The following is a 12,270-nucleotide window of genomic DNA, read 5'->3' as shown; positions in this document are numbered from 1 at the left end:
CACTGTGATGTCTGCCGAATTTCTGGCCGAGCTGGCCACCCTGACCGACCCCGCCGGCATCCTGACCGGTGCGGCTACCGATGGCTATCTGCTGGATCAGCGCCGCCGCTTTGCCGGCCGCGCGCTGGCCGTCGCCCGACCGCGCGATACGGCCGAAGTCGCCGCAATGCTGGCGCTGTGTCATCGCCACCGGGTCGCGGTCGTTCCCCAGGGCGGCAATACCAGCCTGTGCGGGGGGGCCACCCCGGACAGCAGCGGACAGGCACTGCTATTGAGCCTGGAACGCTTTCACGGCATTGATGACATTGATGCGGACAACAACACCATCACCGTCGCAGCCGGAGCCACACTGGCCAGCGTGCAGGCAGCCGCCCGCAGCGCGGGACGGCTGTTTCCCGCCGACTGGGCCGCTGCGGCCAGCTGCCAGATCGGCGGCGCGCTGGCGACCAATGCCGGTGGCATCAATGTGCTGCGCTACGGCAATATGCGCAATCTGGTGCTCGGCCTGGAAGTCGTTCTGGCCGACGGCACCATCTGGAACGGCCTGCGCGGCCTGAGAAAGGACAATACCGGCTACGATCTGAAGCAGTTGTTTGTCGGCTCGGAGGGAACACTGGGCATCATTACCCGTGCGGTGCTGCGCCTCTATCCTGCGCCGACTGCACATGCCACCGCGCTGGTGCCGGTAGCCGGTCCACAGGCTGCGCTGGAGCTGCTGCATGAACTGCAGGCTGCGGCGGGTGACCGCATTACCTCCTTCGAGCTGATTTCGGCACCATGCATGGCGCTGCTGGCTCAGCATTTCCCGGCGCTGCCACAACCTTTTGCCCCCATCCCGGACTGGCTGGTGCTGATCGAGCTGGCGGATGCCGGTGAAGACAGCGCGCTGCAGGACAAGCTGGCCGAAGTGCTGTTTGCGCAGGGGCTGGATGAGGCACTGCTGGCCCAGCATGCCAGCCAGTCACGCGCATTCTGGGAGCTGCGCGAGTCGATCCCCGAGGCCCAGCGGCTGGAAGGGGTAAGCATCAAGCACGACATCAGCGTGCCGCTGTCGGCCATTCCCGATTTCATCGAGCAATGCGGCCGCGCATTGCTGGCCGCCTATCCGACCGCGCAGATCATCGCCTTTGGCCATCTGGGTGATGGCAATCTGCATTACAACATCTTCTTGCCGGATCACAGTGCCGGGGTCTATGCCGAAGAAGAACACATCAATGCAATCATCTACCGTGAAGTCGCAGAGCGACGCGGCAGCTTCAGTGCCGAGCACGGCATCGGCCAGCTCAAGCGCGGACTGATGCAGCACTACCGCAGCCCGGTCGAGCTGGCACTGATGCGGCAGATCAAACAGGCGCTGGATCCGCATAATCTGATGAATCCGGGCAAATTTCTGCCCGACTGAGGCCTTACAGCGATTGCGGTTGTCATGCCAGCGCGGTAGGCTTGGTGTCAGTTGCAAACAGGCAAGCGAATGACCATCCACTCCACACCCAAGCCGCAGTTTGACTGGCATGTCGGCGAGCACCAGGCCCACTTTGATCCGTTGCTCGACTGTCTGGTCGAAATCACGCGACTGAACGGTGAGCCCTCGACCCGCGAAGCGCTGGCCGCCGGCCTGCCACTGGAAAACAACCGTCTTACTCCTTCGCTGCTGCCGCGCGCAGCAGCGCGCGCCGGGCTCACCGCACGCATCCTGCGCCGTGAACTGGCACGCCTGGACGAGCGGCTGCTGCCCGCCATCCTGATGCTGGATAATCAGGAAGCCTGTGTCTTGCTGGGGCGAACCAGCGACGGCCGCTACCAATTGCGTTTTACCGAGGCAGGTGAATCCGTCGTCGAGGTGGAAGCCGAAGAGCTCGAAGCACGCTACAGCGGCATCGTCGCCTATGTCCGGCCGCGTTTCCGCTTTGACCTGCGGACACCGGAGCTGGGCAAGGTACGCTCGCGGCACTGGTTCTGGAGCGTAGTGTTCGACAACTGGCGCCTGTATCGCGATTCGCTGCTGGCCGCGCTGATGATCAATCTGTTTGCGCTGGCTGTCCCACTGTTCTCGATGAATGTGTACGACCGCGTGGTTCCCAACCATGCCCTGGAAACACTGTGGGTGCTGGCCATCGGAGCACTGATCCTGCTCGGCTTCGATTTCGTGCTGCGTACGGCACGCGCCTACATTCTGGATGTGGCCTCCAAGCGCATCGACATCACCCTTTCGGCCCTGATCATGGAGCGGGTACTGGGCTTGCGCATGGAAGCCCGCCCAGCCTCGGTCGGTTCCTTCTCGGCGAATTTGCGTGCATTCGAGTCGATCCGCGATTTCATTGCCTCCGCCACGATTTCCACACTGGTTGATCTACCCTTCGTGCTGATCTTCCTGCTGGTGTTGATCTGGATATCGCCCTGGCTGGTCATTCCGCCCGTCATCGGCATGCTGCTCATCGTGATCTCTTCACTGCTGGCTCAGGCCAAGATGCAGGCAATGGTCGAGGAAACCCAGCGCGCGACCGCTCAGCGTAACGCAACGCTGGTCGAGAGCCTCACCGGCATTGAAACCATCAAGACGGCAACGGCCGAAGGTGAATTCCAGCGCCGCTGGGAGCGCGCCACGCTGTTTCTGGCGCAGATGGGTGGCCAACTCAAGCTGCTGTCGAGCACCACCGTCAACTTTGCCCAGCTGGTCAGCCAGCTGATCTATGTGGTGATGATCATCGTCGGGGTTTACCTGATGACGCTGGGCGAGATTTCGATGGGCGGCATCATCGCCGCGTCGATGATTTCCGGCCGGGCGATGGCACCACTGGGGCAGATCGCCGGGCTGCTGATGCAATACCACAATGCACGCTCGTCACTGACGGCCATCGAATCGCACATGCAGATTCCGGTCGAACGTCCGGCCGACAGCAATTTTCTGCACCGGGCGAGCTTCCGTGGCGACATCGAATTCCGCGACGTGCATTTCAATTACCCGGGACGCGACGATCCGGCCTTGCGCGGCATCTCGTTCAAGATCCGCGCCGGCGAAAAGGTTGCACTGATTGGCCGTATTGGTTCGGGCAAGACCACCATCGAAAAACTGGTGCTCGGCCTGTATCAGCCCAGCCAGGGAGCCGTACTGGTCGACGGCATCGATACCCGCCAGATCGATCCGGCCGAGCTGCGCCGCGCCATTGGTTTCGTACCGCAGGAGCCGATTCTCTTTTTTGGCAGCCTGAAGCAGAACATCGCCATGGGCGCCCCCTTTGCCAGTGATGCCATGGTGATTGCCGCAGCCGAACTGGCAGGCGTCGACGACTTCGCCAACCAGCATCCGCGCGGCTATGACATGCCGGTGAGCGAACGCGGGGAATCGCTGTCCGGCGGCCAGCGTCAGTCCGTCACCATAGCCCGGGCCGTTCTGAACGACCCGCCCATGCTGATTCTGGATGAGCCCTCCAGTGCCATGGATCACCAGAGCGAAGAAAAACTCAAAGGCCGCCTACGGCAGTACATCGCGGGCAAGACGGTGCTGCTGGTGACGCACCGCACGTCGCTGCTGGAACTGGTGGACCGCCTGATCGTCATTGACAATGGGCAGGTCGTCGCCGACGGACCAAAGGCACAGGTCGTCGAAGCACTGCAACAAGGACGCGTGGGACGGGCCGGCTGATGGACATCAAGCTCAAAAACAACGGCCGTTTTGCCCGCATGTGGAACCGGCTGGTCGAGAAAAGCAGTTACTGGTTCGATCGCTACCTGCTGTTGCGTAACGAGAAAAATCCTGCGCACGAAGACGGTTTCATCACGGACGCCGACTGGGTGATCGCCGAGCAGAATCCGCGTGGAGCGCGGATTCTGGTGCGCTGTTCGCTGCTGGCCGTATTCATCCTGCTGGTATGGGCCGCACTTGCACGCATTGATGAGGTGACCAAGGGAGAAGGCAAGGTTATCCCGTCACGCCAGCTGCAGGTCGTGCAGAGCCTGGACGGGGGGATCGTGCAGGAAATCAAGGCACGCGAAGGCCAGCCCGTCGAGAAGGGACAGTTGCTGCTGAAGATCGACCCGACGCGCTTTGAGTCTTCGTTGAAGGAAAATCGCGCCCAGTACTATTCGCTGAAAGCCAAGGCCGCGCGGCTGGAGGCCATTTCCTCAGGCTCGCCGCTGGCCATCCCTGACGATGTGCGCCGGGATGCCCCGGATATCGCACTGCAGGAGGAAAGCCTCTACCAGTCCAAGATGGCCGAGCTGGATGCCACGGTCGGCGTCGCACGCCAGCAGGCAGCACAACGCAGCCAGGAAATGAACGAAGTGCGCGCCCGCCGTGATCAGGCAGCCCAAAGCTACGAACTGACCCAGCGCGAGCTGGACGCTACCCGGCCGCTGCTCAAGAGCGGCGCGGTTTCCGAAGTGGACATCCTGCGGCTGGAACGCGATCTGGCGCGCTACCGTGGTGAACGCGATTCGGCTGCCGCCCAGCTGCCGCGCATCCAGGCGGCCATCGGCGAATTTACCCGCAAGGTACAGGAAGTCGAACTGACGTTCCGCAACCAGGCTCGCTCCGAGCTGGCCGAAACCATGGGCAAGCTCAATAGCCTGTCGGAAGGCAGCGTCGCGCTGGCCGATCGCGTCAAGCAATCGGAAATCCGCTCGCCAATGAAGGGCATCATCAAGCGCCTGCACGCCAATACCGTTGGCGGCGTCATCCAGCCTGGCAAAGACATCGTGGAAATCGTCCCGGCCGATGACAGCCTGCTGCTGGAAGCCAAGGTACTGCCCAAGGACATCGCCTTCCTGCGACCCGGGCAGAAGGCGCTGGTCAAATTCACAGCCTACGATTTTGCCGTGTATGGCGGCCTGGAGGCCGAAGTCATTCAGGTCGGCGCGGACACCATCACCGATGACAAAGGCAACGCCTTCTATCTAGTACAGGTCAAAACCACCGAAAGCCACCTCGAGCGCGATGGCAAGGAACTGCCGATCAAGCCCGGCATGATTGCCGAAGTCGATATCCTTACCGGCAAGAAGAGCATTTTGGCCTACATCCTCAAACCGGTTCTGCGCGCAAAATCCAGTGCGCTCACCGAACGTTGAGCGGGCAGTCAGCGATGCAGACACTCTATCTTGTCAGCCATGATTCCGGCCTGTTGCAGCATTGGCAGCAGGCAGCAAGCGGGCAATTCCGCTGCGAAACCGCCTCGCCAGACTGGGCAGCCGGCCCCGATGCACTGGTGCTTCTGGACCTCGCCCACCCTGAGCTGGCTGGCCGCGCACCAGACTGGTGGCAGACGCGTGCACGGGAAGGACTGCTGATCGCCTGCAATACACTGCCCGATGATCATGAAGGCCTGCGCCTGCTGGGCTGGGGGGTGCGTGGCTATTGCCACGCGCTGGCGCCAGCCGGTCTGCTTGTGCAGGTGCTGCAGGTCGTTGCTGCAGGCGAAATCTGGGCTGGCCGTACGCTGGTGCAACGCCTGCTGGGCGCCTTGCAGCAGCTGCCCGGCCAGCAGGCCGCCGCCACCGGCAAGGGTATCGAGCTGCTTTCCGAGCGCGAACAGCAAGTCGCCCAACTTGCCGCACGCGGCGCCGCCAACAAGGAAATTGCCCGCGAACTCGATATCACCGAACGCACGGTCAAAGCTCATCTGAGTGCCGCCTTCACCAAGCTGGAGGTTGCTGATCGGGTCCAGTTGACGCTGAAGCTCAACGGGCTGCGCCCCTGAGCGGTGCTCCGCGCAGGCTCAGGTGGCCGGCGACTGCCGGTGTTCGACCTGCAGGCGGGAGATGGTTGCCGCGCTCACCTTGTAGGAAGGGGCCGGCGGCATTTCAGCCTGCGGTGTAGTAGCCGGCTGCGGGGTATCCCTGCCTTGCCGCCCCTGCCGCAACCGCTGGCGCGCTGATTGCAGAAGGCTTTCGATATCATGGCCGTCCAGGCCATGGACGGCCCAGCCCAGCGAACAGGGTTGCCGCACAGCTACATCTCCGCTTTCGATTTCCACCGAACCAAGCTGCAGCCCCAGCTTGGCACGCAGCGGCGCCAGGCTGCCGCCGGCACTCAGGCAGAGCAGCAGGCAGAATTCATTTCCGCCAATCCGTCCGAGCACGCCCCCTTCGGGAGCGGCATCGCGCAGCTGCTGGCCGAAGGTCTTCAGCGCCGCATCGCCCACGGCAAAACCGTAACGCTCATTGACCAGACGGAACTGATCAAGATCGAAGATGATCAGTCCGAGTTTCTCGCTGCGCTTGCGCGCCTTGCGCAATTCACGTTGCGCCTGTTCTTCCATGCCGCGGCGGTTCAGCAGCCCCGTCAGTGCATCATAGCGGACCAGGCTGCCCAGCCGCGCCCGCAGCAGATGCGCATTCAGCAGCAGCAAGCCCAGCGGGAGGCCCATATTGAACACCAGCAGATCAAGCCATGGCCATGGCAGGCCGATTGCGCTCTGCGGTGCCACATACCACTGCTCGACCATGACCAGTGCGACCTGGGCCAGCAAATGCGCGATCAGCACCGAGACCACGACACGCCGCACGCCGCTGATTTCGCCGACGGCCAGCAGGCGGGCGATTTCGCGCACCAGCAGCACCAGCAGGGGCAGCTGGGTCAGCACCGGCACCATGCGCGCAAACACGGGCTGAGGAAAAAGTTGCTGCTGCACCAGAGCCAGCAGCAAGGCGGCCGGAACCATCAGCGCCAACCAGTCCAGCTTTGGCGCATGGCGAGCCAGCCGGCGCACGCCAGCCAGACACAACAGCAAGGCCGTCACAAACGCCGGGGCAGCCAGTACGGAACACCAGCGCCACAGCCCGACGCCCTGCAGGCACAGCAGCGCTGTACCAGCAAACTGGAAACCCATGCCCCAGGCAAGATTGCTGACCGCACCATCGCGCTCGTGCCGGCTCTCGCCGGCATGCAGACTCAGCGCCAGCCAGCCAAGGAGGCTCGCCAGTACCGCCAGCAGCGCAACAGTGTAGGAATCGAGGTGGAACATCGCGTACGGGAATATCAGGGTAAACGGATTACGGGGCTCAGGGTTGCATGAACATAATGGCGGAACAGGAACAGAGCGGCACAGCTATAATCGGCGGATTCAAAACTGGAGATTCCGATGTCCACGCTGATCTGCGGCTCGCTGGCCTACGACACCATCATGGTCTACCCCGACCAATTCCGTAATCATATCCTGCCTGACCAGCTGCACGTACTTTCGGTCTCTTTCCTCGTACCGGAAATGCGACGCGAATTCGGCGGCTGCGCGGGCAACATTGCCTACAGTTTGCAGCTGCTTGGCGGAGAACCGCTGATCATGGCGACAGCCGGCAGCGATTTTGCACCCTATGCGCAACGACTGGATCAGCTCGGCATCCGCCGCGACCAGATCCGCGAGCTGGCTGACCAGTTCACCGGGCAGTGCTTCATTACCACCGATCTGGACGATTGCCAGATCACGGCCTTCCACCCCGGTGCTATGGGCTTCAGCCACCTCAATACCGTCGATCAGGTCAGGGAAAAGGTCGAATTGGCCATCGTTACCCCGGACGGCCGCGATGGCATGATCCAGCACGCAGCACAGCTGGCTGCCGCAGGGATTCCTTTCATTTTCGACCCGGGCCAGGGTATGCCGATGTTCAACGGCGCAGAACTGCTGACTTTCATTGAGCAGGCCGACTATCTCGCGCTGAATGATTACGAGTCCGCCATGCTGCAGCAGAAAACCGGCCTGACACTCGAACAGCTCGCCAGCAAGGTACGGGCGCTGATCGTGACGCTGGGCGGCGAGGGGGCGAAGATTTACGCCGACGGCGTCTGCCATGACATTCCGGCCGTTCCGGCAGCGGCCGTTGTCGACCCCACTGGCTGCGGCGATGCGTTCCGCGCCGGCCTGCTGTATGGCATCACGCAAGGCTGGGACTGGCCAACCACCGGCAGGCTGGCCTCGCTGATCGGCAGTCTGAAAATTGCCCAGCGTGGCTGCCAGAATCACCACTTCAGCCGTGAGAGCCTGGCCATGCAGTATCAGCAGGCCTTTGGCTGCACGCTACCGCTGTAATGAGCAAGGTATATGCCTACAGCCTAAAAAAATACAACGGCCGCAGGCGTATACCCGTTCATTTTCCGATATTGAGCGAATCTGCCGGCTCGATCAGATCCTCGATCAGGCCGCAGTGGTGGCGCGCCAGCGCCACCCCGGAGCGGAACGCACCTTCGACCCGGCCGCCTTGCAGCCAGTCGCCGATGACCGCCAGCCCGTCTTCACCTTCCAGATAAGCGCGCTGGCTTGCTTGCGCTGGCCGAGCATGACGCCACAGATGTGCATGGCGCTCCAGCAGCGCCGGCATCTCCGCCGCAGGGGCCAGTTGCCGGCACAGATCAAGCAAGGCCAGCTCCAGCACCTCGCAGACCTCGCCCGGAGGCAGATCGCGGTGTGCTGCCGACCATACCGACGAGGCATGCACCACCCAGTCGTGCCCTTCAGGCCGACCAGGCTTGCTGCTGTTGTTGGCCACCCAGCTAAGTGGCTCGTGATTGACGAACATCCCCTCGGCAGGCAAAGGCAAGGCAGCAGCAAAGCGCAACAGGACAGACCAGGTCGGCAGCATCTCCGCCAACTGAACGGCACGCTGCAATGCATGGGCTTGCGGCAGCAAGGCGGCAGCCTGCTGCGGGGGCATTGCCAGCACCACGCGCTGCGCCCGCCACGAACGCGTCTCACCCCGGATGCGCCAGCCGGCCTGGTCATGCTCAAGCGACCCGACTTCGCAGTGCAGCAGGTGCGGCAAAGGCGCGCACATGGCCTTGCACAGAGCGGTCATTCCCGGGACTCCCACATAGCGAATCGCCGGACTGCTGCTGCGCAGCGCCTCGCCATCCCAACTACAGATGCGTCCCGGCCAGATCGCTGCCAGCCCGTCGTCCACCCAGTCGGTCACCAGCGTGTGGAAATCCGGGTGCGTCACGGTGAAATACTGCGCCCCGTGATCCCACGCTGCCGTACCGCTGCGGCGCGTCGCCATGCGCCCGCCCACACCGCGTGCACGCTCCAGCAACAGCACACGCATTCCGGCATCGTGTACGGTACGGGCATAGGTCACCCCGGCCATCCCGGCGCCAATCACCACCACATCCCATTGCTCGTCCATGCCTACTCCTGCTTCCCGGCCCGCAGTAGCCGGTCGCGAAAATCCTGCTGCTGAAATGTGAATTCAAGGCCAGTTTTACCGCATTGCAACAAAAAAAGCTGCCTCGGGGATGAAAGCGGGGCAAAAGGCAACAAAAAACCCCGGCCTCGGCCGGGGTTGCGCAGAGGGAAGAACGCTTACTGGCGAACCTTGCCCATGGCCTTGGCCAGTTCACCGTCGGCCGTATCGCCATCCAGTTCCCAGCTCATGATGCCCGCCAGACCCTTGGCCTTGATGTAATCCACCTTGGTCTGGATTACAGCCGGCGTGTCATACGACCAGAAGGTGCTGCCATCGAACTTCCACGATTGCTTGGTTGTCGGATGGACATACACCGTACCCGGCGCATTTTTCAGCTTCTTGTAGTCCTCGATACCGGCCTCATAGGTACCCGTAGCGGCCTTGGCCGGCTTCTGGTACAGGCCATTATTGGCATTGGTGACGCCGGTCCAGCCACGACCGTAGAAGGGCACGCCCAGCACCAGCTTGCTGGCAGGGGTCCCCTGAGCCAGCAGCTGAGTGACTGCATCATGGATGTTGTAGAAGGACACCAGACTGCGGTTGCCATAGCACACATCGCCGGCCTTGCCGCTGCATGCATACTTGGGACTGGCCGGATCCGCATACAGATGCGACTGGAAGTCGGTCATGCTCAGATCCCAGGCACCGTTAAAGTCGTAGGTCATCATATTGACCCAGTCCAGATAGGGGGCATAGGAACCGACATTGATCTTGTCCAGCTTGTCCTTGCCCACACCCAGAGCGATGGTCAGGCCGTAGCGTTTGCCGGTCTGGGCGCCCAGTGCATCCAGCTGGCGGCGGAATTCGGCCAGCAGCAGGCGGTAATTCTCGCCATCCTGTACAGATACCGTGTTGTAACCGACACCCTGTACGCCGGGGAATTCCCAGTCGATATCGATGCCGTCGAATACGCCGGCTGCCGCCCCGGCGCCACCACGGCCATCGATGACCGGCAGATTGCCCTTGATGTAGACATTAATGCAGGACGCCACCAGCTGCTTGCGCAGCGCGTCGGTTGCCGCGGCATTCGAGAACCACTTGGACCACGTCCAACCACCGAGGGAGATGTAGTTCCTGATGTTCGGGTACTTGGCCTTCAACGCCTTGAGTTCGCGGAAATTGCCGGCCAGCTTGTCATCCCACTTGATCGTGTCGGCCGGATCAACACGGCGGCTCGGGGTACGACCAAAGTCAGCCCAAGCATCGCCGCCATCAGCATTACCGCTTTCCATCCGGTTGACAATGTCGCACTCGTAACCGCCATTTTTCGGGTAGAGATTGCCGAACGCGTAGTTGATGAAGGTCAACTGGCTGGCGGTGCCGCTGCTGATGACATCCGCCACTTCATAACCGCGGCCATACACGCCCCACTGGGCAAAGTAGGAACCAACCTGCTTGCCAGTGCTTCCGGGTATCGGTGTCACAATGACAGTCGGTGTAACGCTTGGCTTCGGCGTTGCAGTCACGGCCGGGGTCACGCTCGGCTTCGGCGTAACAGTCACGGTCGGGGTCACGCTTGGCTTCGGTGTAACAGTCACGGTCGGGGTCACGCTCGGCTTCGGCGTAACAGTAACGGTCGGGGTCACGCTCGGCTTCGGCGTAACAGTCACGGTCGGGGTCACGCTCGGCTTCGGTGTAACAGTAACGGTCGGAGTCACGCTCGGCTTCGGCGTAACAGTAACGGTCGGGGTCACGCTCGGCTTCGGCGTTGTAATGCTTCCCAACGGCAACCAGACTTTTCCAGATCCTGCAGCTCCCGAGTTGGTCGCCGGGCTTTCACCGCGCGTCCACCACTGAGCCTTAAATGTCTGTCCATTATGGCTCACACACTCACCCCCTAAATACGTGGCGGTCGCATCCCATGGTTTGCAGTTATTAACCGCCGTGGGGGTGACAGATGGGGCAATTGTGGGCTTAATAGTCGGAGTTGCTGTTGGTGTAGCACTCGGTTTCGGGGTTGGTGCCACGGTCGGGGTAGCCGAGGGCTTAGGAGTCACAGTCGGGGTAACCACCACACCACTGCGCACAGCCTTGAAGATGTTCCAAAACTGGAAGTCACTGCTGTTCACGCCGCTGTAGATTGCCAGCTCCCCCTTTCCTGCCTGGTCACGCTGCAACGCCCAGTAGGACAGGAGACCCACGCCATTTTTCTTCGCGAAATCAGCAACCTTCTGCGCATGCGCAACGGTGAAGATTTCACTGGCGACGTCATTAATGCCGATCATCGGGGTAATCCCGATCAGATCCCACAACTGGGCTTCGCTGTAACCTGCAAAAACCGGACGGATCTGCTCACGCACGCGTGTTGCAGCATCGATGGCCAGCTGGCCCAGATCGGTACGGCCATTGGTGTAGTAATTGCCGTAATCCATGGCCATCAGGTTGACGCGGCTGACCTTCACACCAGCCTTTACCGCCGAATCAACCACCGCGAGCGATGCTGCACTCAAACCACCTGCGTCGGTTCCCCAAGAATAGGTGACCGGCGGGGCCACCGCGAGGGTAAAGGAAACCTTCAGGTCGCTGTACTTGCTTTGCAGCTTCTTCAGTGCCGCCGAACGCACACTATTGAGCGAGGTATTACCGACCGCGCCACCTTCGACGTCGAAGTCCAGCGTCTTGATGCCCGAGCTCTGGATCAGCGCATCGATCTGCGCAACCATCTGGTCAACGGTACAGGCCGCTTCCAGATAGGTGCCATTGGCACCGCCAAAGGACAGGATGAGCTTGCCGCCAGCCTGGCGATAAGCCGCGATGTCGTTCTTCATCACGCCGGTGATGGCGTTGCTGCTGCCATCGGTGGTGGCCTGGCAGCCGCTGCTGCCATTGATGATGAAGGCCAGGGTGACCGAATCGATGCCCTTGGCCTTGGCATCCTGCAGGCTGGTCACCGGATAAACCGGGTTACCATAGCCCCAGGTGTAGAAATAGGGTGCAACTTCGGTGGCAGCGGCCTGACCGGCAAGCAGCAGTGAAGCGGCCAGCGTAGTCAGCGAGGCCGAAAGCAGGGGTTTGCGCATATTTTTTGTTTCTCTACCTGATAGGGGAATACGTCGACGGCGAGGAGTTGTCGTGTCCGTCAGCCTCGAAATGAATGACAGC

At 61.7% G+C, this 12,270-nt stretch carries 8 protein-coding genes; 5 read left to right on the top strand and 3 right to left on the bottom strand.

Annotated features, from left to right (window positions below):
• Nucleotides 1-7: 7 nt before the first annotated feature.
• From INR99_RS03160 to INR99_RS03145, 4 genes are all read left to right on the top strand, one after another.
• Nucleotides 8-1,402: an FAD-binding oxidoreductase gene (locus tag INR99_RS03160; RefSeq protein WP_194114828.1), complete on the top strand. Its 1,395-nt coding sequence runs from the start codon at nt 8-10 to the stop codon at nt 1,400-1,402.
• A 69-nt stretch (nt 1,403-1,471) separates the two neighbouring features.
• Entirely contained in the window at nt 1,472-3,643 is a 2,172-nt protein-coding gene (locus INR99_RS03155; protein ID WP_194114827.1) for a type I secretion system permease/ATPase, read from the top strand.
• Nucleotides 3,643-5,064 carry an HlyD family type I secretion periplasmic adaptor subunit gene (locus INR99_RS03150; RefSeq protein ID WP_194114826.1) on the top strand — a complete coding sequence of 474 codons (1,422 nt, stop codon included), beginning with the start codon at nt 3,643-3,645 and terminating at the stop codon, nt 5,062-5,064. Before INR99_RS03155 ends, INR99_RS03150 begins: the two co-directional genes overlap by 1 nt.
• Before the next feature lie 14 nt (nt 5,065-5,078).
• A complete protein-coding gene (locus tag INR99_RS03145; protein WP_194114825.1) occupies nt 5,079-5,693 on the top strand; it encodes a helix-turn-helix transcriptional regulator in 615 nt (204 codons plus the stop codon).
• Nucleotides 5,694-5,711: 18 nt separating this feature from the next.
• Here the strand turns inward: INR99_RS03145 and INR99_RS03140 are convergent, their stop codons facing one another.
• The gene (locus tag INR99_RS03140) at nt 5,712-6,959 is read right to left on the bottom strand and encodes a GGDEF domain-containing protein (RefSeq protein WP_194114824.1); all 1,248 of its coding nucleotides are present in this window, start codon (nt 6,957-6,959) and stop codon (nt 5,712-5,714) included.
• A 117-nt stretch (nt 6,960-7,076) separates the two neighbouring features.
• Between INR99_RS03140 and INR99_RS03135 the strand changes: the two genes are divergently transcribed.
• Nucleotides 7,077-8,018 (top strand): carbohydrate kinase family protein, encoded by a 942-nt coding sequence (locus INR99_RS03135; RefSeq protein WP_194114823.1) that lies wholly within the window; start codon nt 7,077-7,079, stop codon nt 8,016-8,018.
• Between the two features lie 58 nt (nt 8,019-8,076).
• Here INR99_RS03135 and INR99_RS03130 read toward each other — a convergent pair whose 3' ends face one another.
• Nucleotides 8,077-9,108 carry an NAD(P)/FAD-dependent oxidoreductase gene (locus INR99_RS03130; protein WP_194114822.1) on the bottom strand — a complete coding sequence of 344 codons (1,032 nt, stop codon included), beginning with the start codon at nt 9,106-9,108 and terminating at the stop codon, nt 8,077-8,079.
• Nucleotides 9,109-9,284: 176 nt separating this feature from the next.
• Nucleotides 9,285-12,188 (bottom strand): glycosyl hydrolase family 18 protein, encoded by a 2,904-nt coding sequence (locus INR99_RS03125; protein ID WP_194114821.1) that lies wholly within the window; start codon nt 12,186-12,188, stop codon nt 9,285-9,287.
• Nucleotides 12,189-12,270 lie beyond the last annotated feature (82 nt).

This window comes from Chitinilyticum piscinae, assembly GCF_015223195.1.
Taxonomy (GTDB): domain Bacteria; phylum Pseudomonadota; class Gammaproteobacteria; order Burkholderiales; family Chitinibacteraceae; genus Chitinilyticum; species Chitinilyticum piscinae.
The sequence above is the reverse complement of the archived record's forward strand: the minus strand, read 5'-3'. Positions and strand labels throughout refer to the sequence as shown.

Excerpts from the sequence above, each read along its gene's own strand:
- INR99_RS03160 (WP_194114828.1), top strand. The coding sequence starts at position 8 with ATGTCTGCCGAATTTCTGGCCGAGCTGGCCACCCTGACCGACCCCGCC.
- INR99_RS03155 (WP_194114827.1), top strand. The coding sequence starts at position 1,472 with ATGACCATCCACTCCACACCCAAGCCGCAGTTTGACTGGCATGTCGGC.
- INR99_RS03150 (WP_194114826.1), top strand. The coding sequence starts at position 3,643 with ATGGACATCAAGCTCAAAAACAACGGCCGTTTTGCCCGCATGTGGAAC.
- INR99_RS03145 (WP_194114825.1), top strand. The coding sequence starts at position 5,079 with ATGCAGACACTCTATCTTGTCAGCCATGATTCCGGCCTGTTGCAGCAT.
- INR99_RS03140 (WP_194114824.1), bottom strand. The coding sequence starts at position 6,959 with ATGTTCCACCTCGATTCCTACACTGTTGCGCTGCTGGCGGTACTGGCG.
- INR99_RS03135 (WP_194114823.1), top strand. The coding sequence starts at position 7,077 with ATGTCCACGCTGATCTGCGGCTCGCTGGCCTACGACACCATCATGGTC.
- INR99_RS03130 (WP_194114822.1), bottom strand. The coding sequence starts at position 9,108 with ATGGACGAGCAATGGGATGTGGTGGTGATTGGCGCCGGGATGGCCGGG.
- INR99_RS03125 (WP_194114821.1), bottom strand. The coding sequence starts at position 12,188 with ATGCGCAAACCCCTGCTTTCGGCCTCGCTGACTACGCTGGCCGCTTCA.